This is a genomic window from Acinetobacter sp. ABJ-A23_2 (genome assembly GCF_044538765.1).
Taxonomy (GTDB): Bacteria; Pseudomonadota; Gammaproteobacteria; order Pseudomonadales; family Moraxellaceae; genus Acinetobacter; species Acinetobacter nosocomialis_A.
In genome coordinates, this window is record NZ_JBIUCP010000025.1 from 1 (window position 1) to 25,451 (window position 25,451).

A 25,451-nucleotide genomic window follows, 5' to 3' on the forward strand; every position below is an offset into this window, starting at 1 on the left:
TTGGTGCGATTACAGTACCTGATGACTTAAACATTGATGGCATCATCAATGCAGCAGAACTTGGCGCAGACGGCAGCTTTGATGCCCGTGTTGCGTTGGGTCCAGATGCAGTGGTGGGCACTGTCGTAAACGTTAACGGCACTGACTACACTGTCAGTGCAACTGACTTGACGAATGGCTATATCACCGCAGCGATTCCTGTGACAGCAGATGGCCCAATCACCATCCATGCCCAAGCAGTGGATTCACAAGGCCATATCAGCAGCCCGGCAGATGTCATCGTGACTGTCGATACGGCAGCACCAAATGCACCGGTTCTTGATCCAATCAATGCGACTGATCCAGTGACAGGTACAGCAGAAGCGGGATCAACCGTGACTGTGAGCTTCCCTGACGGTACGACAGCAACTGTAGTTGCAGGTCCTGATGGTAAATGGACAGTGCCAAACCCAGGTGACTTGACTGATGGTCAAACAGTGACTGCAACAGCGACTGACCCAGCAGGTAACCCATCATTACCAGGTACAGGCACTGTAGATGCATTGGCACCGACCGTTGCCTTGAGTGACGTGTTAACCAACGACAGCACACCTGCATTAACCGGTACAGTGAATGATCCGACTGCGACTGTGGTGGTGACTGTAGATGGGGTGGACTATCCAGCACTCAATAACGGCAACGGTACCTGGACACTTGCAGACAATACACTTCCAGTGTTGACCGATGGTCCACACACCGTAACTGTGACAGCGACCGACCCTGCAGGTAATGTGGGGATAACAGGTGCAGTGGTGACTATCGATACGACAGCACCGACAGTTGCGTTAAGTGATGTAACCACCAATGACAGTACACCTGCATTAACCGGTACAGTGAACGATCCAACAGCGACTGTTGTGGTGACTGTAAATGGTGTGGAGTATCCAGCGGTCAATAATGGCAACGGTACCTGGACCCTTGCAGACAATACACTTCCAGTATTGGCAGATGGTCCACATACTGTGACTGTGACAGCAACCGACCCAGCAGGTAATGTGAGTACAACTAGTGCGGTGGTGACTGTAGATACTGCAGCAGCGAACCTACTTGGTGCGATTACAGTACCGGATGACTTAAACATTGATGGCATCATCAATGCAGCAGAACTTGGCGCAGACGGCAGCTTTGATGCCCGTGTCGCGTTGGGTCCGGATGCAGTGGTGGGCACTGTCGTGAACGTTAACGGCACTGACTACACAGTGAGTGCAACTGACTTGACGAATGGCTATATCACCGCAGCGATTCCTGTGACAGCAGATGGCCCAATCACCATCCATGCCCAAGCAGTGGATTCACAAGGTCATATCAGCAGCCCGGCAGATGTCACAGTAACTGTAGATACGACTCCGGCGAACTTACTTGGTGCGATTACAGTACCAGATGACTTAAACATTGACGGCATCATCAATACAGCAGAACTTGGCATAGACGGCAGCTTTGATGCCCGTGTTGCGTTGGGTCCAGATGCAGCGGTGGGTACTGTCGTGAATGTTAACGGCACTGACTACACAGTGAGTGCAACTGACCTAGGCAATGGCTATATCACCGCAGCAATTCCTGTAACAGCAGATGGTCCAATCACCATCCATGCACAAGCGGTGGATGCACAAGGTAATATCAGCAGTCCAGCAGATGTGACGGTAACTTTAGACACTACTGCGCCAACAGTTGTGTTAAGTGATGTAACTACCAATGACAGCACACCTGAATTAACCGGTACAGTGAATGATCCAGCAGCGACTGTGGTCGTGACTGTAAATGGTGTGGAGTATCCAGCGGTTAATAATGGCAACGGTACCTGGACACTTGCAGACAATACACTTCCAGTGTTGACCGATGGCCCACATACCGTGACTGTGACAGCAACAGACCCTGCAGGTAACGTGAGTACAACCAGTGCGGTAGTGACTGTAGATACTGCAGCAGCGAACCTACTTGGTGCGATTACAGTACCGGATGACTTAAACAGTGACGGTGTTATAAATGCATCAGAACTTGGCACAGACGGTAGCTTCAATGCCCGTGTTGCGTTGGGTCCGGATGCAGTGGTGGGCACTGTCGTAAACGTTAACGGCACTGACTACACAGTAAGTGCAACTGACTTGACGAATGGCTATATCACCGCAGCGATTCCTGTAACTGCAGATGGTCCAATCACCATCCATGCACAAGCAGTAGATTCACAAGGTCATATCAGCAGCCCGGCAGATGTCATCGTGACAGTAGATACGCTACCAGCGAACTTACTTGGCCCGATTACAGTACCGGATGACTTAAATACTGACGGCATTATCAATGCATCAGAATTGGGTACAGACAATAGCTTCAATGCCCGTGTTGCGTTGGGTTCTGACGCAGCGGTGGGTACTGTCGTGAATGTTAACGGCACTGACTACACAGTGAGTGCGACTGACCTTGGCAATGGCTATATCACCGCAACAATTCCTGTGACAGCAGATGGTGCAATTACCATCCATGCACAAGCAGTGGATGCGCAAGGTAATATCAGCAGTCCAACAGATGTCACTGTAACTGTAGATACGCTACCAGCGAACTTACTTGGAGCGATTACAGTACCGGATGACTTAAATACTGACGGCATTATCAATGCATCAGAATTGGGTGTAGACAATAGCTTCAATGCCCGTGTTGCGTTGGGTCCAGATGCAGCGGTAGGTACGGTCGTAAACGTTAACGGCACTGACTACACTGTCAATGCAACTGACTTGACGAATGGCTATATCACCGCAGTGATCCCAGTGGTTGCTGATGGTGCAATTACCATCCATGCACAAGCAGTGGATGCGCAAGGTAATATCAGCAGTCCTACCGATGTCACTGTGACAGTGGATACAACTCCAGCGAACTTGCTTGGTGCGATCACAGTACCAGATGACTTAAATGCTGATGGCATTATCAATGCATTAGAACTTGGTGCAGACGGTAGCTTCAATGCCCGTGTCGCGTTAGGTCCAGATGCAGCGGTGGGTACTGTCGTAAACGTTAACGGCACTGACTACACAGTAAGTGCAACTGACTTGACGAATGGCTATATCACCGCAGCGATTCCTGTGACAGCAGATGGGTCGATTACCATCCATGCACAAGCGGTGGATGCGCAAGGTAATATCAGTACTCCAACAGATGTCACTGTGACTGTGGATACAACTCCAGCGAACCTACTTGGTGCGATTACAGTACCGGATGACTTAAACAGTGACGGTGTTATAAATGCAGCAGAACTTGGTGCAGACGGTAGCTTCAATGCCCGTGTCGCGTTGGGTCCGGATGCAGCGGTGGGTACGGTCGTAAACGTTAACGGTACTGACTACACAGTGAGTGCAACTGACTTGACGAATGGCTATATCACCGCAGCGATTCCTGTGACAGCAGATGGTGCAATCACTATCCATGCCCAAGCCGTGGACGCACAAGGTAATATCAGTAGTCCAACAGATGTCACTGTGACAGTGGATACAACTCCAGCGAATCTACTTGGTGCGATCACAGTACCAGATGACTTAAACATTGATGGCATCATCAATGCATCAGAACTTGGCGCAGACGGTAGCTTTAATGCCCGTGTTGCGTTGGGTCCAGATGCAGCGGTGGGTACTGTCGTAAACGTTAACGGCACTGACTACACAGTGAATGCAACTGACCTAGGCAATGGCTATATCACCGCAGCAATTCCTGTGACAGCAGATGGTCCAATCACCATCCATGCCCAAGCAGTGGATGCGCAAGGTAATATCAGCAGTCCAGCAGATGTGACGGTAACTTTAGACGCTACTGCACCAACAGTTGCGTTAAGTGATGTAACCACCAATGACAGTACACCTGAATTAACAGGTACAGTGAACGATCCAACTGCGACAGTTGTGGTGACTGTAAATGGTGTGGACTATACTGCGGTGAACAATGGCAATGGTAGCTGGACACTTGCAGACAATACACTTCCAGTGTTGACCGATGGTCCACACACTGTGACTGTGACAGCAACCGATCCTGCAGGTAATGTGGGCACTGGCAGTGCGGTGGTGACTGTAGATACTGCAGCAGCGAACTTGCTTGGCCCGATTACAGTACCGGATGACTTAAATAGTGACGGTATTATCAATGCATCAGAACTTGGCACAGACGGCAGCTTTGATGCCCGTGTTGCGTTGGGTCCGGATGCAGTGGTGGGCACTGTCGTAAACGTTAACGGCACTGACTACACTGTCAATGCGACTGACTTGACGAATGGCTATATCACTGCAGCAATTCCTGTGACAGCGGATGGCCCAATTACCATCCATGCCCAAGCAGTAGATTCACAAGGTCATATCAGCAGCCCGGCAGATGTCATCGTGACAGTAGATACGCTACCAGCGAACTTACTTGGTCCGATTACAGTACCGGATGACTTAAACACTGATGGCATTATCAATGCATCAGAATTGGGTACAGACGGCAGCTTCAATGCGCGTGTAGCGTTGGGCCCAGATGCGGCGGTGGGTACTGTCGTAAACGTTAACGGCACTGACTACACAGTGAGTGCGACTGACCTTGGCAATGGCTATATCACTGCAGCCATTCCTGTGACAGCGGATGGTCCAATCACCATTCATGCCCAAGCAGTGGATGCGCAAGGTAATATCAGCAGCCCAACAGATGTCACTGTGACTGTAGATACCACACCAGCTGATTTGATTAGTGCGATCACAGTACCGGATGACTTAAACATTGATGGCATCATCAATGCATCAGAACTTGGCGCAGACGGTAGCTTTAATGCCCGTGTAGGATTAGGTCCAGATGCAGCGGTAGGTACTGTCGTAAACGTTAACGGCACTAACTACACTGTTAATGCAACTGACTTGAGCAATGGTTATATCACAGCAGCAATCGCAGTAACTGCAGACGGCCCAGTGACTATCCATGCACAAGCAGTAGATGCACAAGGCAATGTCGATAATGCTACTGATGTCACAGTAACTGTGGATACTACGCCACCAGACATCAATACAGCTGCAATTGCGATTAATCCGATTACAGGTGATAACGTCCTTAGTCCGGTTGAGACTGCAGGAACAGTAAATATTACTGGAACGGTGACTATTCCTGCTGATGCAACTATTACTTCGGTTGTTGTTAACGTTAATGGCACAGACTATACAGCTGTAGTAGATCCAGTAAGTGGAACATGGACAATAGGTGTACCTGGTAGCCAGCTTGTAGCTGATACTGATTTGACAGTTGATGCAAAAGCAACCTTTACGGATGCTGCTGGCAACAGTAGTAATTTGCAAGCTACCCAAAGTTATACAATTGCAAGTTCTTCTATCATTGCATATGACAACTTTGATACGGCTGTTCTGGCTCCACAACCATTACAAATTGCAAATGATGCGGCTCTTGGTAGCAAAACTTACTTGGCGCTTGTATCACTTGCTGGTCTTAACCTACAACTTGGTTCTGAAGCGGTTAACTTTAATGTAGCTGCAAATCAAGAAGGTAATGCGACATTCACCTACAGTGCTTTAATTGGGGTCAATGCTCTATCTGATTACTCATTAGTTGTACAAAAATTTGATACAGCTACTGGTCAATGGACTTCTATATATGGTGGTGGTCAAGCAGATATTCTTCACCTGACTTTATTAGGTTCTACACCAGGTGTTGTTATCGATGGGCTTGAGCAAGGACAATACCGTGCGTTCATGACTTATAACGGTCTAGCAGGTATTGGTTTACTCGGTACTTTAACAGGTACTATGGATATTTATGATACAACTCAAATCGGTAGTTTCTACACAGAAACTGCGGACGGTAATGTGATCGTAGATATTAACTCAAGCGGCCAAGCTGATGTCGTAACTCCAAATACAGTTGTGAGTGAAGTTAATAACCAACCTGTTCTTGCTAATGGCACAATCATTAATGGTACATACGGTACGTTGGTGATCAACCTTGATGGTTCATACGTTTATACTCCAAATCAAAATGCTTCTGGAGTTGGGCAAGTCGATCACTTTGTATATACCTTAAAAGATTCTGTAACTGGTGATGTGGCCCAAGCAGCACTTAACATTCAATTAAGTTCTGTTAAAGCTGCAGATAACTTGGCAGTTGCTGAAATTAACCCAGAATCTTTACTTGTTGCGAATGATGTAGCGCTTGGTAGTGCAAGTTATGTAGCAGCAGTATCGTTAGCAGGTCTAAATTTACAACTTCTTGGTAACCCAACAGTTGCATTTAATGTGGATGCTGACCGTCAAGGTACTGCGACATTTACATTCAGTGGTTTACTCAACGCTGGTGTATTGAATGACTATTCGATTGTTGTTCAAAAATATGATGCTGCAACAGGACAATGGGTATCTATTGGCGGAAACAACCCACAAGCGACTTTAGTTAGCTTATCTCTAATAGGAGGTACTCCAACCGCAGTCATTGAAGGGCTAGATCCAGGACAATATCGTGCATTCATGGGCTACAGTGGTCTGGCAGGTGTGGGTATTGGTGGTACATTGACAGGTACAATGGATGTGTATAACCCATATGTTGTATCTGGATATTCAGTTGATCCGATCTCTGGTAACGTCATCAAAGATGCAGGTATTAATGGTGCAGTAGATGCTGCAAGCAATAATGCAGTGATCTCAGCGGTGAACGGAAATGCTGTTAATGCGACGGGTACAACTACAATCACTGGTACTTACGGTACGTTAGTCATTGATCAACATGGTAATTATACCTATACACCAAATGCAGATGGTCTCAACCTTGGTAAAGTGGATCAGTTCTCGTATACGTTACTAGACCCAGCAACAGGTAATACATCTCAAGCTATCTTGTATGTCCACTTGGATAGTAACAAGGTTGCTATGACTTGGAATGCAGCAGATCCATCACAACCTGCGGTTATTACAGGTCATGTTCCAGTTGATGCAATGGATAACGTTGCTTCAGCAGCAATTGATATGGTTTACCCGACTACACAACAAGTTCTTAATAACGCGATTAGCTATAGCTGGTTGTTAGGTGTTGGTGGCGTTGTTGTTGGTTCTAAACAAGGTACAGCAACTTTTAATGTAGCTGAAGGACATGTGTCTGAAGCTATCATCTCGGTTAACTTTGGTTCAGTAGCTACAGTTGTTGATGGTTTACATGTGGTATTAACACGAGTAAATCCAGACGGTACTCGTACAGTAATTGCAGATAGCGCGAATACTGGTGTGCTTGACCTATTAGGTATCTTCGGCTCTGAAGTGAAATTCAAAGTTGATAATTTAGGTTCTGGTAGCTATGAGCTATTTATGGAAAGCAATACGCTTCTAACTGCTCTAGGTAGTGTCACTGCAAGTATTACTTTGAATAATGGTGATATTACGCAAGTACCTAACTTGGTTGTAACTCCGATTACAGGCAATGTTCTTTCAGACGACAACTCGGCTGTATATGGACCAAACTATACGCCAGACTATATTACGACTACGACAGTTGTGACTTCTGTGTCTTCTGAAACAGGTAATACATCGGCTGTGAATGTAGGTTCATCAACAGTTATTGTGGGTGCTTATGGTTCCTTAACGATTAATGCTGATGGTACTTACAGTTATCAAGCTACAGCGAACACACAAAATATAGGAAAAGTTGATAGCTTTACCTATACAGTGACGGACCCTATAACTGGTAGAACAGACACAGCAACATTGCATATTCAAATTGGTTCTCCAGATGTGAATATCACTTGGAACAATGCTAACCCTGGTGCAGATGCGGTAATTCCGTTACCTGTAGCAAATGCTGATATTAATCATGCAACTGTTAGTATGAAACAAGTGACTGATGCAGTTGCTGATGTACCAAGTGGCACAGTCACTATTGGTAACCTTGCAGGCTTCCCACCATTACCTGTATTAAGCAGTACAGTGACTTCGAACCAATTCGTTATTGCTGCTAATACGGTAAGTGATGTTCATGTACAGTTAGACTATACGGCATCATTAAGCTTGTCGGCTCTTCCAACAACTGGTTATAAAATCCAGCAGTTGGTTGGTGCAACATGGGTAGATACTGTTTACTCAGGTTCTGCGACAGCCTTGGCAGGAGTTTTAGGTGCACCAGCATACTCAGCTGACGTATCTCACTTATCTGCTGGTACTTATCGAGTGGTATTTAGTTTATCTAGTCTGATTTCTTTAGGAACTGTGACTCTAGATTCTGTAGTAACTACAAAAGCTACACATCTAGATCAATACACACCTGATGGTTTAACAGATTGGATTCACGGCAATATCTTGTTAGGCGACACAACTGGTGGAGTTGCAGATACTTCAGCTGCTTCTCAACTATATGTTGAAGTTACACCAGGAAATTACCAAATTGCTGCTGGTCAGGCGATCAATACTGGCGAAGGTACGTTGTATCTCTACCATGATGGTTCGTACTACTATAAAGCTCTTGATACTGCGGCAAATGCTACGATTGATACGATTAACTACAAACTCGTATCGGTGACTGGTGCGGAGTCAACTAGCACATTAACCATCAACTTAAGTCAAGAGTTGAATAGCCTAGCTGTTAGTACAGGAGCAAATGATACATTTACGCTCGGTAATGGCGCGGATACCTTGATTTACAACACATTGACTGCTGCTGGTGTAAACAACCCAACAGGTGGTAATACAACTGCAGGTGGTGTAGATACATGGACTGATTTCCATGTGGGTAATACAGCAACTGATAGTCAAGCTGATAAGATCGATATTAGTAACTTGTTAGTTACTCATCCAAACAGTTTAACCATTGGTCAATATGTATCTGTAAGCTATGACGCTGCCACACAAAATGCCACCATTAGTGTAGACCGTGATGGCTTAGGTTTAACTTATTCAAGTACGCAATTGTTGACGATTCATTTGGATCAAGCTAGAACATCATTAACGCTTAATGATCTTCTCAACAATGGTCAAATTATCTATTAATAGATAATTAACCAAATAAAAAAGAGAACCCTAGGGTTCTCTTTTTTTATGTTTAAACAATACGTTAACTTAGCTTTTAAAGACTTCATGCTATGATGTATTGAAAATTTTATAGAACAACAAATAACGAATAGGGACTTAATTCGAGTGTCGGTATTTCTAGACTTTAAAAGACAACTTAAGTTTTGGTTGGAACATTTCGTTCAGCATGTTTCAGACCTTCCAGAAGAAACAATTTTGTTTATGTCATTTGGTCCTAAAGATCAAAGATGTAGTGTCTGGCATACCGAAAAAACAGCTTTTTCACAAGCAACTATACAATTACTCGATTTTATTGATAAACAGTTTTCTCCAGATCAACTTCCAGACTATATAAAAATTGATGTTGCGTACAACCTAGAAAAACAAAGTTGGGGGCAAATAGAACAACTTGTTCATCATCAATTCCACAATAATCACTATCGTAGAGGAATTGCATTTGATGAAGCATGTTCGGTAGTTTTTCTTGAGCAAGAGATCTATGGCAAAGCAATTATCCGGGGCTTAAGTTATGACAAACCTAACTTTTTTGATGAAACCAATCTGAACTATGCAATTAAGCAAAAATATAACGCTACTAAACCACAAATTAGACTACAAGAGCTGCAAGACATTTGGACTTTCGATACCTATGCAACTTTTTATGAAAATGGAAAGTTTATTAATTTAGCAAGCCGTTATGATGCAAATGGTATTAGAGCTATTGCGACCAACAAGAAGCAGCATTTTAGAGAGCTCATTGAGAAAAATGCAGCGTTTTTTCACAGTCAGATTCAAGAAAATGGCAAATTCATTTATGGCTATTTTCCTGCTTTTGATCGAGATATCCGCAACTACAATACGGTACGTCATTGCACATCACTTTATGCTCTATTAGAAACTTTCGAAGTACAAAATAAACCTGAATATTGGCCTAAAATTGTGAGTGCCATCCAATATGCACTTACTCACTTTTATAAAGAAAAAGACTCTACAACTGCTTTTATGATTGATGGAAAAGAAGGGGAGTTTGAAATTAAATTAGGTGCAAATGCAGCAGCTATTTTAATGTTAACGAAATATCAGGAAATTACTCAAAAAGTGGATTATTTAAAATATGCAGAGAAACTTGCAAATGGTATTTTAAAATTAGTTGATTCAGATGGATTAACTACTCATGTATTAAATTATCCAGGCTATGATTTAAAAGAAAAGTTTAGAATCATTTATTACGATGGAGAAGCAGCATTAGCTTTACTCAGGTTGTATCAAATAAATCAGGATAAAAGATTATTAGATACTGTTAAATTAATGTTTGAAAATTTTATTTATAAAAGATATGAAAAATATCATGATCACTGGTTAAGTTACTGTACCAGTGAACTTACAAAAATATGTCCTGAAGAAAAATATTTTATTTTTGGTTTAAATAATTATTTAAAACATTTTATTTTTATTCGAAATAGAAAAACAACGTATGCCACTTTGTTAGAAATGCTCATGGCTGCTTATAAAATGGTAAATCGTTTAAAAGAGCAAGGCCATCAAAAACTTTTTGAACAAGCATATATGCACGAGTTAAAAAAGCTCATTACATTTCGGGCTGAGTTTCAAACCACAGGCTTTTTCTATCCAGAAATAGCGATGTACATGGCGCGTCCAGATAAAATATTGCATGCTTTTTATGTACGACATGATCGCTTTAGAGTAAGAATAGATGACCAAGAACATAACTTATCGGGCTACATAGCCTATGTAAAAGATTTCGAAGGAGAGGAGACATGACTGATCCTCTGTTTGAAATTAAGTTATTGGCAGCTCTAGATAATACGAACTTTGATGATACAGTTTGGGAATTTGAAATTGATGGAGACATTTCAACTTTATTGCTCATTGATTATGCATTAGAGCAGTTTCATCAAAAAAATATCAAAGCAGATAAGACCTATGTTGTATCTGAGCAAAAGCTTAAGCAAATTGGTGAGCAAAATTTAGGTTTAGAAAAAAATGAAACATATACATTTGTCGAGCTCTTGCAATTCTTAATTTTTACTCAGGCAAATGATGTCAAACATGCTTTAAGCAATATGCTTTTTGGTTCAGTTGAGCAAGCACAATTGATCTTGTCTCAAAGAGCAAGAAACTATCATTTAACTTTAAATTCATCTAATCAATTAAAAAAACTCTTTCTATTAGTACAGCACATTTATAGCTATCCAGCCGAGCTAAAAAAACTTTTCTTTATTAAAAACCTTTCTTTTAAAAATAAAGTATATCAACCCATTACGCCTTTACTTGCTCATCCGGTACTCACTTCGGTTTTATATATCTCACATACAGTTAGACAAATTTATATTACTTATCTTGAAGATAACCAGAGCATTGGCTTTTTCTCTTTTTTAGATGACATTCACCGTCTCGAGCATTTGGTTCCTTATTATCACTATTTCCAAGAAGAGTATGTAAACGCGAAGAGTTGTACTTCACAGACTGGGATCATCAATATTCTTGGAGATACTTATTTCGGTGAAATGTATACTGAAAAGCGTAAATCTAGAGGGAAAATGGATGCTTTACAACAATATGGATATCACTATTCATTTGAAAAAATACAGCCATTTTTAGGTAAAAATGACATAAATATAGCTAACTTTGAAGCAGTCTTTTCTCTAGAAAACCAATCACCATTAAAAGATAAAAAGCCATTCATTCTAAAAGCCGATGCTAAAAAGACATTAGAAGAGTTTAATAACGTTCATCTTAACTATTTGGTGTTGGCAAATAATCATTTGAAAGATTATGGCGATGAAGGATTGGCCTATACATTACAACAGTTAGATCAGGCGAATGTTTTATATATAGGTGCTGGACTAAATCAAAAAGATGCCCACAATTACTTTGAAATATCTTTTGAAAATAAGCACTATGCGATTTTTAATGGTTACTGGCATAGAGACACCGCTTATCTAGACTATGATTTCTATGCATTAGGATCGCGAAGTGGAGTAGCTTGCTTAAATGGTGTTTTACTTGAGCAAATAGTGAGTTATAAGCAGGCTCATCCTAAGCATAAAATTATTGTTATTTGCCATTGGGGAATCGACTTCAAACCTCCCACAAAAGAGCAAATTAAACTTGCTGCGATTCTTACACAAGCAGGGGCTGACCTGATCATTGGTCATGGTGCTCATACTATTCAACCCATTCAGATCATCAACCATAAGCCAGTTGTGTTGGGTATAGGCAATGCTGTGTTTAATAGTGATGGAGAGTATGAACAGCAAAGTGCTTTGCCATTTGGCTGTATAGCGAGACTAGATCTAGCAAAGGACTTGTTTCGACTTTATCCAATTTATACGGATAACTTAAAAACTTTTTGGCAACCGTACCCTGTAGATACTGAGAATTTTTCAAAGGCCAGTACTTATATGACATCTTTACTGGCCCATGAAGATTACATTACTACCCAAGATAGCTTGGGGGCGTATATTGAAATTAAATTTTAAGTATATTGTTTATAACTAGATAAAATGGTTTGAAGCTGTGCTTGGGTAAAGCCTAAGTTTCTTAATCCACCACTGCCTAATTTACATTCAGCACTGGCCATAATATTGGTCGGGGTAGTTTTGGTAGCATTAGGTGCACATACATGTTTTAAGCCGAAAGCGTGGCCCATTTCATGAATACTACCTGCTTGAATATTGTAATTTAAACGATTCCAGTCTAATAAAATAAAGGGTTTTCCATTATTACGGAATGTCCGACTGGTAACATCATCAAACTCTAAGTTTTTTGAATATGCATCGTATATAAAGATGATGACTTCTTTACGTGCTGTGCGTTTAGGGAAACATGCATTGGCACTTGCGGGAATAGAGCCTATAGAAATAGGACGAGCTTGGTTTATTTCATTACCAAGTTCGCAGTGCATTTTTGAAAAATCTTGGTAAGAAATATAACGATTTAATTTGAAATTAAATATTTTATTTCCTTGGTCATCTAAATAGTATTTATTTAAGATGCGGACTTCTTTTCGCATTTGTGTCAGGTTATCAAAGCGTGCAGCAGAAGGATTGTCAGTAGTAAAAACGAAAGTGACTGGAACTACAGGTCTATTATTGGCAAGTTCCTCTGATAAATCTGGCGTTTGTAGAGGAGGACGGGTCGTACAAGAAACACACAGAAGTGTCCCTGTAATCATCAGCAAGGTTTTTTTCATATTCATCGCATTGTCTCTGCATATTCTTTTAAAGAGATTTAAAGTAAATTTTTATATGATATGAACGATGTCAATTTTTATGGATTCCATTTTGACAACTCAGTATGAACTACATCGACAAATTTTAGAAGTCATCGCTCTCATTCCATATGGAAAAGTAGCAACTTACGGACAAATAGCACGTATGGCTGGGTTACCTAAACACGCCAGACTAGTGGGTTATGTTCTTAAACATCTTGATGCAGATCATCAAGTTCCTTGGTACCGTGTTATTAACTCACAAGGTAAAATTAGCCTAAGTAAATTTAATGAAAAAGGTGAAAATGTTCAGCAGTTAAAGCTTGAAGCAGAAGGAATCTATTTGTTGAATGGCAAAGTGAACTTAAAGCAGTTTGCATGGCAACCTTAAAATTATTAAAGAGAACAAATACAAATGCAGAATTATAAATGGCGGAGTCTAGCCATATTACTACTCAGTTTAACAGTGCAATCGAGTTTTGCAGAGCAGGCTATTTCAGCTCAACCTTTTATAAATGTGAAAGCTTCATCACAAGATATACATTCGATTTGTCAGCAGTTGAGTCAGAAATGTAGCGATGAAGCTAAGCTATGGAAATCCAAAAATACACAAGATCAGATTTATTATTTAATAGATGAGACTCCGCAAATTGCTCAAGTTAAAAAGCTAAATAACCAATACACAGTAATAAATCAGTGGAACTTTAAAAATTATGAACATAGTAATAAAGAGCCACACTCTGATGATTTAGGCCCTAATGGACTCAAAATCTTTCCAGCACTCTATCCGCTTAATAAAAGTGAATATGCCATAGCAGTGCTAAATACATGGTTTACTGGTTATTCTGGAGGAGGGCGTTTTGAGGAAAATGCTGATTTTGTTGAGCTTAAGCCTAAAGGGCAGTATCAGGTTGCATTAAAAGATATTGCTTTTTCTTCGAATGAAATGATTCGGGCATGCTTTTCAGAACAAGAGTATAAGAAGTCACCGCATTGCCATGATGAAACATGGATGACATTAAATATTAGGTTTAAAGATATCGGCCAATCTTACTATTTATGGCAGTTAAATTATAAACATTATTCTTGGGATGCTTTTAAAAGTAAAAAAACAATAACGGTTGAGCAATCAAGAGAAGAGGTTATTCCTTTTAAAAAATAGGTGCCTATCTGGCTGAATTGAGCCAGACAGGCATTTTTTTAGCGAACAATTAAAACTGGAATATGACTTTCACCTAAAACTTTTTGTGCGACACTTCCTAATACAAGTTTTCTCACACCTGTACGGCCATGAGAGCCCATTACAATCAGGTCAGCATTAAGCTCTTGTGCAGCTTGAATAATTTCTTCGTGAACAACGAAACCTTCAAGTAATTTGGTTTCTACAGTAAGGCCTTCTTGTAAAAATTGTTGTTTGGCTTGTTCTAAAATATCGAGTAAGTATGTTCTAGTCCGCTCAATGAGTTCATTGGTTTGACCAGTCTTCACATAAAGATCTGCAATAATTGGATCAAGTGCCATGACCTGTACGATAGTAATTTTACTATTTAATGCTTTTCCAAGTTTGATCGCTTCTTTCATCGCGACCATAGAAGTTTCAGAACCGTCAATTGGTACAAGAATATGTTGATATAACATGAGATTGTTCCTTATTGTAATGATGCTTATTTATTCAATACTTTATACTTCTTTTCTTACGATTTAAATTCGAGCTCGTAATCATTTGTGATTTTAAACAATAAAACTTGAGAATACATTTTATTTGTCTCGTAAATTTTCAATATGAACTGTTAGAGCATCAATATCATCAGTTTGCAAATATTCCCGCATTTTTAAAACTTGTTTTTCATCTAATTCATAAAGCTTTAAAGCGAGTAGTTTTTCTATTTGCTCGGGAGGAAACCGGTATTTAATAATTGTTGCTGGTACACCACCAACAATTGCATAGGGTGGAATGTCTTTTGTTACGACGGCTCCAGTTGCAATTACAGCACCTTCACCGATTTTTACACCTTGCATAATCATTGCACGGCTTCCAATCCAACAACCATCTGCAATGATGGTGTCACCAGCTGCTAAAAAACTGCGGGTATCAAAAGGGAAAGTCGAAATCCAGTCTGGTCTATGAAGCTGATTACCACCCATCATAATCACGCACTCAGCCCCAAAACACACAAAATTACCAATATAAAGCTGATCGATAGGTTTGTCTGGGGTCGAAGCTTTGTCGTGTAAATAGCGTACGACACAACGTTCAAAACCTTGATCCCAATAGGCTGAGTAGTAAGAATAATTACCTTTAATATGGATATTCGGATTTTTTACAGTTTTGGAAATAAACTCAAATTCGCACCAATGACGGACTGGTGTGTTAATCAGAGGCGTGTCCATAATCTATTATCCAAACAAAAATAAGCTAAAACATATTAAATAAAAACCCCTCAGGAAGAGGGGTTCAAGAGCAGTATCTTAGAGATATTCTACACTTACAACTTCATACTCAACTTCGCCTTGAGGAGTGGTGATTTTTACTTCATCACCTTCATTTTTACCCAAAAGGCCGCGAGCGATTGGTGAGTTCACTGAGATTTTATTAATTTTAAAATCAGCCTCATCATCACCAACAATTTTATAAGTCTTGCGTTCTTCAGTATCAAGGTTTTCAATCGTTACCGTAACACCGAATACAACACGACCGTTTTGTTCTAAGTCTTTAACATCGATGACTTGTGCAGCACCCAATTTTCCTTCGATATCTTGGATACGGCCTTCACAGAAACCTTGCTGTTCACGAGCAGCATGATATTCTGCGTTTTCTTTTAAGTCCCCATGTTCACGTGCCTCAGCAATCGCTTGAGTAATACGTGGACGTTCAACAGATTTCAGATGTTGTAATTCTTTCTCTAAGGCGCTTTTACCTTCAGGGGTCATTGGATAACGTTGCATTTCGGTCCCTCTTAAGTTGAGAAAACACAGTTAAAAAAATGAAAAAATCCCGCCACCGATAAGGTGGCGGGACTTATCGGAAAAAAATTAACCTACAGTTAAATCTTGCAAGCGGTATACATCCATTGGCAATTTCACAGCAAAGGCTTGGCAAACCGCTTCTGCACCATTGATAGTCGTTGTGTAATACACTTTGCCTTGTAGGGCAGCACGACGAATCATTGCAGAATCATATTGAGCTTGTTTGCCTTCAGTAGTGTTGACAATAAGGTGTATTTCACCATTTTTCAAGCGGTCAACAATATGTGGACGTCCTTCAGTTACTTTATTTACAGGTTCACATTCCAAACCTGCTTCTTTAAGTACTTTATACGTTCCACCTGTTGCTACCAGTTTGAAACCATATGCCACGAACTTTTTAGCGATATCAGCAATATATTTCTTATCAGATTCACGAACAGATAAGAAAGCAATCTTTTCTTCACCTTCAGTTGGTAGGCCTGGTAAACGGTCATTTGAACCTAAAACGGCTTTATAGAACGCTTCGCCAAATGTCTTACCAACGCCCATTACTTCACCTGTAGATTTCATCTCAGGCCCAAGCATTGGGTCTACGCCTTGGAACTTAGCAAATGGGAAAACAGCTTCCTTCACAGCAAAGTGAGTTGGAATGATTTCTTTAGTAAAGCCTTGAGATTCAAGTGATTGACCCGCCATACAACGAGCAGCTACTTTGGCTAAAGATTCACCAATACATTTTGATACGAACGGAACAGTACGTGATGCACGTGGGTTTACTTCAAGAACGTAAATATCGTCGCCTTTAACTGCGAACTGAACGTTCATTAAACCAACTACACCAAGTTCTTTCGCCATAGCAACTGTTTGACGACGCATTTCATCCTGAACTTCTTTAGAAAGAGAGTAAGGAGGAATAGAACATGCTGAGTCACCAGAGTGAATACCAGCTTGTTCGATGTGTTGCATGATACCGCCGATGACGACATCTTTACCGTCAGATACGCAGTCAACGTCAACTTCAGTTGCATCATCAAGGAAGTGGTCAAGAAGAACAGGCGCTTCATTAGAAGCCTGTACCGCTTCGCGAAGGTAACGTTTAAGTTCATCTTCGTTATACACGATTTCCATTGCGCGGCCACCTAATACATAAGATGGGCGAACAACTAACGGATAACCAACTTTCGCAGCTTCAGAGATACCTTCTTCAGCAGATTTTACAATGCTGTTATTTGGTTGACGAAGCTGTAAACGTTGAATCATTTGTTGGAAACGTTCACGGTCTTCTGCGCGGTCAATTGCATCTGGAGAAGTACCGATAATAGGAGTACCAGCTTCTTCTAAAGCACGTGCTAACTTAAGGGGAGTCTGACCACCGTATTGTACGATTACGCCTTTTGGCTTCTCAGTACGTACGATTTCAAGAACATCTTCAAGTGTTACAGGTTCGAAGTATAAACGGTCAGATGTATCATAGTCGGTAGAAACAGTTTCAGGGTTACAGTTCACCATGATTGTTTCATAACCGTCTTCACGCATTGCTAAAGCAGCGTGTACACAGCAATAGTCAAATTCGATACCTTGACCAATACGGTTTGGACCACCACCAATTACCATGATCTTGTCACGGTTTGATGGATTTGCTTCGCACTCTTCATCGTAAGTTGAATACATATATGCTGTACCAGATTCAAACTCGGCAGCACATGTATCAACACGTTTGTAAACTGGATAAACACCCAAGTTCCAACGTTGCTTACGGAATTGCTTTTGAGAAATACCCATAAGGTTCGCAATACGAAGGTCAGATAAACCTTTACGTTTGAACGAACGGATATTTTCAGCAGTTAGATCACCAAAACCTAAAGTTTTTACTTGAGCTTCTGTCTTAACGATATCTTGAATTTGGATCAAGAACCAACGGTCAATCTTAGTTGCTTCAAATACGTCATCTAAAGAGAAGCCATGACGGAATGCATCTGCGACGTACCAAATGCGCTCAGGACCTGGAACTTTAAGCTCTTTTAAAATGGTTTCTTTTACGTTTGTTGCACCAGCTTCGATTTTTTCATCGAAACCGCTTACACCAACTTCAAGACCACGTAATGCTTTTTGTACAGATTCTTGGAAGTTACGGCCAATTGCCATGACTTCACCAACGGATTTCATCTGAGTGGTAAGAACTGGTTCTGCTTGTGGGAATTTCTCGAAGTTAAAACGAGGAATCTTCGTTACAACGTAGTCGATTGATGGTTCAAAGCTCGCAGGAGTTACGCCGCCAGTGATGTCATTTTTCAATTCATCAAGGGTATAACCAACAGCTAGCTTCGCAGCAATTTTTGCAATTGGGAAACCAGTTGCTTTAGAAGCAAGAGCAGACGAACGAGATACACGAGGGTTCATCTCGATCACAACCATACGGCCGTCTTTCGGGTTAATACCGAACTGAACGTTAGAACCACCTGTCTCAACACCAATTTCACGAAGAACGGCAACTGAAGCATTACGCATCAATTGGTATTCTTTGTCAGTTAATGTTTGAGCTGGTGCTACAGTGATTGAGTCACCTGTGTGAACACCCATTGGGTCAAAGTTTTCGATCGCACATACGATAATACAGTTGTCGTTTTTGTCACGAACAACTTCCATTTCGTATTCTTTCCAGCCAATTAAAGATTCATCAATCAATAACTGGTGAGTAGGAGAGAGGTCGAAACCGCGTTCACAAATTTCAAGGAATTCTTCACGGTTATATGCAATACCGCCGCCTGAACCACCCATTGTAAATGATGGACGGATAATTACTGGGAAACCAAAGCGAGATTGGATTTCCAAAGCTTCTTCCATGGTTTCAGCAATAGCAGCTTTTGGACATTCCAAACCGATTTTGCGCATAGCGATGTCGAAGAGTTTACGGTCTTCAGCTTTTTCAATCGCTTCTTTCGTTGCACCAATAAGTTCTACGTTGTATTTCGCTAATACGCCGTTTTCATCCAGTGCAAGTGCGCAGTTCAATGCAGTTTGTCCACCCATAGTTGGAAGGACTGCATCTGGACGCTCTTTTTCAATGATTTGAGCAACAGTTTGCCAAGTAATTGGCTCAATGTAAGTTGCATCCGCCATTGAAGGGTCAGTCATAATGGTCGCTGGGTTAGAGTTAACCAAAATAACACGATAGCCTTCTTCACGAAGTGCTTTACATGCTTGAGCACCTGAGTAGTCAAACTCACATGCCTGTCCAATCACAATCGGGCCAGCACCAATAATTAAGATGCTTTTAATATCCGTACGTTTAGGCATTATTCGCTCCGTAATTACTGTTTAGATGCTTCGATAAGTTCGATGAAGTGATCGAACAAAGGTGCACAATCATGTGGACCAGGGCTTGCTTCAGGGTGACCTTGGAAGCTGAAAGCTGGTTTGTCAGTACGGTGGATACCTTGTAAGGTGCCATCGAACAATGATTTATGCGTTGCTTTTAAGTTAGCCGGTAATGTCTCTGCATCTACAGCAAAACCATGGTTTTGAGAGGTGATCATCACTGTACCGTTTTCAAGATTTTGTACAGGATGGTTTGCACCGTGGTGACCATGGTTCATTTTTACAGTTTTTGCACCAGAAGCGAGTGCCAAGATTTGGTGTCCTAAACAGATACCAAATACAGGTAATGTTGTGGTTTCAACAATAGTTTTTACAGCTTCGATTGCGTAGTCACAAGCCGCTGGGTCACCAGGACCGTTTGAAAGGAATACGCCATCTGGATTAAGTGCTAATACTTTTTCAGCCGGAGTTTCAGCAGGAACAACTGTAAGTTTGCAACCGCGGTCTGCAAGCATACGCAAGATGTTGGTTTTGACACCATAATCGTATGCAACCACATGGTATTTTAACTCAGGTTGAGTAAAGCCCTTACCTAATACCCATGAACCTTCAGACCATTCAAAACCTGTTGGATCACAGCACTCTTTGGCAAGGTCTAAACCATTTAAACCACCAAAAGCGCGAGCTTTAGCAATCGCTTCTTCTTCAGTAATATTTTCGCCAGCAAGGATGCAACCATTTTGTGCACCTTTATCACGTAAGATACGAGTGAGTTTACGTGTATCAATATCAGCAATTGCAACAACATTGTGCGCCTGCAAATATTCACCTAACGACTGCTCAGAACGGAAGTTACTGTGTAGTAGTGGAAGGTCACGAATAATTAAACCATTCGCCCATACTTTATGGATACGACCAGATTCAACGTCTTCTTCGTTGCAACCAGTGTTACCAATATGAGGGTAAGTTAATGTCACAATTTGTTGTGCATAACTTGGGTCAGTCAAAATTTCTTGATAGCCTGTCATGGCTGTGTTAAAAACGACTTCTCCAGTCGTACTTCCCGTTGCGCCGATTGACGTTCCTTTAAAGATCGTTCCATCTGCGAGGGCTAAAATGGCGGGGGTGCTCAAACCAAAGCTCCTGAATTTCGGCTGTAAAAAAGCGAGTAGACCTAAAAAAGATAGGCGATGTTCTAAAAAAACATGCCCCTCCCTATCGGTCTGCCCGCTTGTAACTTAACAGCGCATTATACGCATGGAACCCTAAAAAGTCTATTTATTTTCTATTAAAAAATATAATTCCTTGCTTGCTTTTTGCAAAAAAATTCATCCGCTTGTCTGAAATTGATACTTTTAGCAAATTGTCTAACAATCTGGTGGCTGAAATAAGTCAATTCCACTTATTGTAATGCTAGCTAAAAAATAAACAATATGAGGAAATAGCATGAGCAATAATCAAGTTTCAAAAGATATAGCTGAGAATGCTTCGTCTGTAGCAGCGACGGTTAAGACCGAAGTAACTGAAGCAAAAGAAGCTGTAGCGAAAACAACAACTCGAGCTAAAAAAGCAGTGAGTACTAAAGCAACACAGGTAAAAGAAGTTGTAGCTGAAAAAACAGAACAGGTGAAAGAAGTCGCTCATGAAGCAACTTCGCAAGTTAAAGAAGCTATTGCAGAAACTCAAGAACAAGTCAAAGCTGTAATTACCGAGACTGAAGAAAAAATTGAGACTGAAACTCAAGAGTTGAATCAGAATATTCAAAACCAGTTTGCTCAGATTAAACAAGATATTTTGCAACGTCTTGATGTGATTAAAGCTCAGTTCAATACTTCTCAAGAAGGCCTAAATGAACTGAAAAATACATTGAAAGCTGAAATTAATGCGTTAATTGAAGATTTAACGAAAGTGACTAAAGAACTTAAGGGTGACATTAGTCAAATTTCTTTAAAACATAAAGATTCTTTAAGTGAGAGCTTAAAGCGTACTAAAAATAATGCGGTTGAGGCTTGGAACAAAGCAAGAGATCACTAAAGATTTAATATTAAAATTCAATAAAAAAGCGAGAATTAATTTCTCGCTTTTTTATTTTTTTAAAACTGATGCAGCCAATCACGTTTATTGTGAAAATCAGCATTTTTTCCACTATGCTGCATTGCATAGTACTGCATACCATCTTTTGTTTTTAAAACAGCAGTTAAACCTAAATAAAGGTTTGCCCATTTCAAACAGTGCTGCTGCATAAACTGGCCTAAATCAAGACTTACATTTAAACCATAATGGGTACGCTTGAGATGATTTAGTTCGATATCGTAAGCAACGAGGGGAGGCATGCTTTCCGGATATCGATATTCTTCAAACTGGTAAGTCTGCCATGCTTGAGAAGGGGAAAGGTTAATTTCCCGGTAGAAATCTTCATCATGCACGCCGATAAAAATTTCAAAACAAGTCTCTTCCCACAAAAAATCTTGACGAGGATGAGCCGAGACTTCTTGGGGCCAGATAATAAGTTGGTTTGGATCACGAATCCAAAAACCCACATTTAATGTATGCGGGGCTTGCTGTTCAATTGCGCCAACAACAGAAACAGCATGAAAACGATCAAAAGCTGAAAGTTCGTAACTTGCCATAAGTAGTCAATAAGTTAGTTTGCTAAGTGAGCGTGACGAACGAGGTTAGATAAGTGTTGGTTTTGCTTAGCTGCTTTTTTGTAGAGTAAAACGATTTTACCGATTTTTTGCACAGCTTCAGCACCAGTCGCTTCTACAATTGCATCAATTACAGCTGCACGAGCTTCACGGTCTTCACCAGCAATTTTTACTTTGATGAGTTCATGATCATTTAAAGCACGAAGAGTTTCTTCGATTACAGCATCTGTTAAGCCTTGTCCACCAATCATGACAACCGGATTAAGCACGTGACCAATTTGACGTAAACGTTTACGTTCATGAATAGATAAAGCGGCCATTAAAAATACCTGATTTTAAAAACGACTTAGTATAGCAAAAAACTTAAAATCAAATGTACGAAAAACTGTATAAATAATCGATCAACATTATTGGAAAAAAACTGTAAAAGTTATTGAGATTAGGTTACATCCGTACTGTAATGAGAGTAATTTTCACGTACAATGAACAATCAGAAGTTTTTTTGATATTTAGTGAGTTATGGCAACACGCATCACAAACCAAAAATTGTCTAAAAGTAGTCGTGCGTGGATGAGGGAACATCTAGACGATCCTTTTGTAAAAAAAGCACAAAAGGAAGGATATCGTGCACGAGCAGCATATAAACTTCTTGAAATTCAAGAAAAATATAAGTTGATCAAGCCAGGCATGACAGTGGTTGATTTGGGAGCAGCTCCTGGGAGTTGGTCACAAATTGCTGGGAAACTTGTTGGTAGCAAAGGTTTAGTTATTGCTTCCGATATTTTGCCTATGGATGCTTTGCCGGATGTCACTTTCTTACAAGGCGACTTCAGAGAAGAAGCTGTATTTGAAAAATTGTTAAATATTTTAAACGGAAGACAAGTAGACATTGTAATTTCTGATATGGCCCCCAATACATCAGGTAATAGGGCTGTTGATCAACCTAGACAGATTTACTTGTGTGAACTTGCTTTAGACTTTGCTCAGAAAGTCTTGGGTCCAAATGGACAGTTTGTTGTTAAAGTGTTCCAAGGCGCAGGATTTGATGAGTTTCGTAAACAAGTCGTTGATAGTTTTGATGTGTTAAAAACAGCAAAACCAGCAGCTTCTCGTGCACGATCTAAAGAAGTTTTTTTGGTTGGACAAGGGCGTAAGAAAGCATTGCAATAAAGTTTACTTGCCAAGCTCCTAAAAATTGTGCATTTTGTATCTTTTAGGTTATCCGCAAGCAAGACAATTGCTGTTTTTAAGACGATCGGCCAAGATTGGGCATGATCAAATTAGATCGATATGGGAATAAAGCTTTGAGCGATTACTTCAAGAATGCCGTATTGTGGCTAATAATACTGGGTGTTCTGATTTTAATTTTCAGTAATATCAGTGACCGCAATAAGCCTACTGCAATGAAATATTCAGATTTTGTTGCAGCGGTGAATGCTGGCCAAATTAAGCAAGTCACGATTGACGGTTTAAATATTAGTGGTGAAAAAACTAACGGATCTCAGTTTGAAACTGTTCGTCCGCAAGTTGAAGACACTGAACTTATGCCAAGCTTAAACAAGCAAAATGTTGTTGTAGAGGGCACAGCACCACAACGTCAAGGCATTTTGATGCAACTTCTCATTGCTAGTTTCCCTGTACTGTTAATCATTCTGTTATTCATGTTCTTTATGCGTAACATGGGTGGTGGTGCAGGCGGTAAAAATGGTCCGATGAGTTTTGGTAAATCGAAAGCAAAAATGCTTTCCGAAGACCAAATCAAAGTGACTTTTGCTGACGTTGCCGGTTGTGATGAAGCGAAACAAGAAGTTGTGGAAATTGTAGATTTCTTAAAAGATCCTGCAAAATTCAAACGCTTGGGCGCTACGATTCCACGTGGCGTACTTATGGTTGGTCCTCCAGGTACTGGTAAAACGTTATTAGCTAAAGCAATTGCTGGTGAAGCAAAAGTTCCATTCTTCAGCATTTCTGGTTCTGACTTTGTTGAGATGTTCGTGGGTGTGGGTGCGTCCCGTGTCCGTGATATGTTTGAACAAGCAAAACGTCATGCACCATGTATCATCTTTATCGATGAGATTGATGCAGTAGGTCGTCACCGTGGTTCGGGTACAGGTGGTGGACACGATGAACGTGAGCAAACTTTAAACCAAATGCTTGTAGAGATGGATGGTTTTGAAGGTAATGAAGGCGTAATCGTTATTGCTGCGACAAACCGTGTTGACGTATTAGATAAAGCGTTATTACGTCCAGGCCGTTTTGACCGTCAAGTTATGGTCGGTTTACCTGACATCCGTGGCCGTGAACAAATCCTGAATGTACATTTGAAAAAGTTACCTTCAGTCACTGGCGTAGACGTTAAAGTTTTATCTCGTGGTACACCTGGTTTCTCTGGTGCTCAGTTGGCGAACCTTGTAAATGAAGCTGCTTTGTTTGCTGCTCGCCGTAATAAGAACACTGTCGATATGCATGACTTTGAAGATGCGAAAGATAAGATCTATATGGGTCCAGAACGTAAATCAATGGTTTTACGCGAAGAAGAACGTCGTGCAACTGCTTACCATGAAGCTGGGCACGCAATTGTTGCTGAGATTTTACCGGGTACTGACCCTGTGCATAAGGTAACAATTATGCCGCGTGGTTGGGCTTTAGGTGTAACTTGGCAGCTACCTGAACAAGATCAGATTAGTCACTATAAAGACAAAATGTTAAATGAAATTGCAATTTTGTTTGGTGGCCGTATTGCTGAAGAAGTCTTTATTCAACAGCAATCGACTGGTGCTTCAAATGACTTTGAGCGTGCTACGAAAATGGCACGTGCGATGGTAACGAAGTACGGGATGTCTGACAAAATGGGTGTTATGGTTTACGAAGATGAAAATCAAAATGGATTCTTCGGTAACGTAGGTAGCCGTACAATTTCTGAAGCAACTCAACAACAGGTTGATCAGGAAGTACGCCGTATTTTAGATGAACAATATAAAGTTGCTCGTGATATCTTGGAAAATAATAAAGATATCGCACATGCAATGGTTAAAGCGTTGATGGAATGGGAAACTATTGATCGTGAGCAAATCCGTGACATCATGGAAGGACGCGAGCCTCAACCACCTAAAGTTTATATTGCTGAAAATCCGGTATCGGCATTTGAGCCACCGAAAGATGGTCCATCTACTCCCCCGCCATTACCAGCGATGAATTAAGTTCAATAATGAAAAAGCCACAGTCATGTGGCTTTTTTTATTTGTATTA

16 protein-coding genes are annotated in these 25,451 nt (G+C 40.8%); 8 read left to right on the top strand and 8 right to left on the bottom strand.

Annotated elements, in window-relative coordinates; all coding sequences use genetic code 11:
• The 3 genes from ACH63V_RS10165 to ACH63V_RS10175 form a co-directional block, all read left to right on the top strand.
• A partial coding sequence (locus tag ACH63V_RS10165; protein WP_396463430.1) for a BapA/Bap/LapF family large adhesin occupies positions 1–9,014 on the top strand: 9,014 nt, incomplete at its 5' end.
• 147 nt (positions 9,015–9,161) lie between these two features.
• The gene (locus ACH63V_RS10170; RefSeq protein WP_396463431.1) at positions 9,162–10,817 is read left to right on the top strand and encodes a poly alpha-glucosyltransferase; all 1,656 of its coding nucleotides are present in this window, start codon (positions 9,162–9,164) and stop codon (positions 10,815–10,817) included.
• Positions 10,814–12,538: a CapA family protein gene (locus ACH63V_RS10175; RefSeq protein WP_263614454.1), complete on the top strand. Its 1,725-nt coding sequence runs from the start codon at positions 10,814–10,816 to the stop codon at positions 12,536–12,538. The genes ACH63V_RS10170 and ACH63V_RS10175 overlap by 4 nt, the downstream gene beginning before the upstream one ends.
• Here ACH63V_RS10175 and ACH63V_RS10180 read toward each other — a convergent pair.
• The gene (locus tag ACH63V_RS10180; RefSeq protein WP_396463432.1) at positions 12,535–13,251 is read right to left on the bottom strand and encodes a metalloprotease; all 717 of its coding nucleotides are present in this window, start codon (positions 13,249–13,251) and stop codon (positions 12,535–12,537) included. The genes ACH63V_RS10175 and ACH63V_RS10180 overlap by 4 nt on opposite strands.
• A gap of 79 nt (positions 13,252–13,330) precedes the next feature.
• Between ACH63V_RS10180 and ACH63V_RS10185 the strand changes: the two genes are divergently transcribed.
• Together ACH63V_RS10185 and ACH63V_RS10190 are read left to right on the top strand one after the other, a co-directional pair.
• Positions 13,331–13,660 carry an MGMT family protein gene (locus ACH63V_RS10185; protein WP_311086919.1) on the top strand — a complete coding sequence of 110 codons (330 nt, stop codon included), beginning with the start codon at positions 13,331–13,333 and terminating at the stop codon, positions 13,658–13,660.
• 24 nt (positions 13,661–13,684) lie between these two features.
• Positions 13,685–14,431: a hypothetical protein gene (locus ACH63V_RS10190; RefSeq protein ID WP_396463433.1), complete on the top strand. Its 747-nt coding sequence runs from the start codon at positions 13,685–13,687 to the stop codon at positions 14,429–14,431.
• 38 nt (positions 14,432–14,469) lie between these two features.
• Here ACH63V_RS10190 and ACH63V_RS10195 read toward each other — a convergent pair whose 3' ends face one another.
• The 5 genes from ACH63V_RS10195 to carA all read right to left on the bottom strand — a co-directional run bounded on the left by ACH63V_RS10195 (position 14,470) and on the right by carA (position 20,687).
• Entirely contained in the window at positions 14,470–14,907 is a 438-nt protein-coding gene (locus ACH63V_RS10195; protein ID WP_233929902.1) for a universal stress protein, read from the bottom strand.
• Between the two features lie 120 nt (positions 14,908–15,027).
• A complete protein-coding gene (locus ACH63V_RS10200; RefSeq protein WP_311086734.1) occupies positions 15,028–15,660 on the bottom strand; it encodes a CatB-related O-acetyltransferase in 633 nt (210 codons plus the stop codon).
• A gap of 78 nt (positions 15,661–15,738) precedes the next feature.
• Positions 15,739–16,215: a transcription elongation factor GreA gene (gene greA / locus ACH63V_RS10205; RefSeq protein ID WP_191010364.1), complete on the bottom strand. Its 477-nt coding sequence runs from the start codon at positions 16,213–16,215 to the stop codon at positions 15,739–15,741.
• 87 nt (positions 16,216–16,302) lie between these two features.
• On the bottom strand, positions 16,303–19,533 hold the full coding sequence (gene carB / locus ACH63V_RS10210; RefSeq protein WP_311069497.1) for a carbamoyl-phosphate synthase large subunit: 3,231 nt from the start codon (positions 19,531–19,533) through the stop codon (positions 16,303–16,305).
• 14 nt (positions 19,534–19,547) lie between these two features.
• A complete protein-coding gene (carA, locus tag ACH63V_RS10215) occupies positions 19,548–20,687 on the bottom strand; it encodes a glutamine-hydrolyzing carbamoyl-phosphate synthase small subunit (RefSeq protein ID WP_191010362.1) in 1,140 nt (379 codons plus the stop codon).
• A 313-nt stretch (positions 20,688–21,000) separates the two neighbouring features.
• On the opposite strand from carA, the gene ACH63V_RS10220 reads away from it, so the two are divergent.
• Positions 21,001–21,588: a hypothetical protein gene (locus tag ACH63V_RS10220; RefSeq protein WP_396463434.1), complete on the top strand. Its 588-nt coding sequence runs from the start codon at positions 21,001–21,003 to the stop codon at positions 21,586–21,588.
• A 59-nt stretch (positions 21,589–21,647) separates the two neighbouring features.
• Here the strand turns inward: ACH63V_RS10220 and ACH63V_RS10225 are convergent, their stop codons facing one another.
• Together ACH63V_RS10225 and yhbY are read right to left on the bottom strand one after the other, a co-directional pair.
• A complete protein-coding gene (locus ACH63V_RS10225; RefSeq protein WP_396463435.1) occupies positions 21,648–22,184 on the bottom strand; it encodes a DOMON-like domain-containing protein in 537 nt (178 codons plus the stop codon).
• Positions 22,185–22,198: 14 nt separating this feature from the next.
• The gene (gene yhbY / locus ACH63V_RS10230) at positions 22,199–22,522 is read right to left on the bottom strand and encodes a ribosome assembly RNA-binding protein YhbY (protein ID WP_000729551.1); all 324 of its coding nucleotides are present in this window, start codon (positions 22,520–22,522) and stop codon (positions 22,199–22,201) included.
• Between the two features lie 199 nt (positions 22,523–22,721).
• Here yhbY and rlmE point away from each other — a divergent pair, with 199 nt between their 5' ends.
• Together rlmE and ftsH are read left to right on the top strand one after the other, a co-directional pair.
• Complete coding sequence (rlmE, locus tag ACH63V_RS10235; protein ID WP_000235573.1) at positions 22,722–23,372, top strand: 23S rRNA (uridine(2552)-2'-O)-methyltransferase RlmE; 651 nt, start codon at positions 22,722–22,724, stop codon at positions 23,370–23,372.
• Between the two features lie 134 nt (positions 23,373–23,506).
• On the top strand, positions 23,507–25,402 hold the full coding sequence (ftsH, locus tag ACH63V_RS10240; RefSeq protein WP_263614916.1) for an ATP-dependent zinc metalloprotease FtsH: 1,896 nt from the start codon (positions 23,507–23,509) through the stop codon (positions 25,400–25,402).
• Positions 25,403–25,451: the final 49 nt, after the last annotated feature.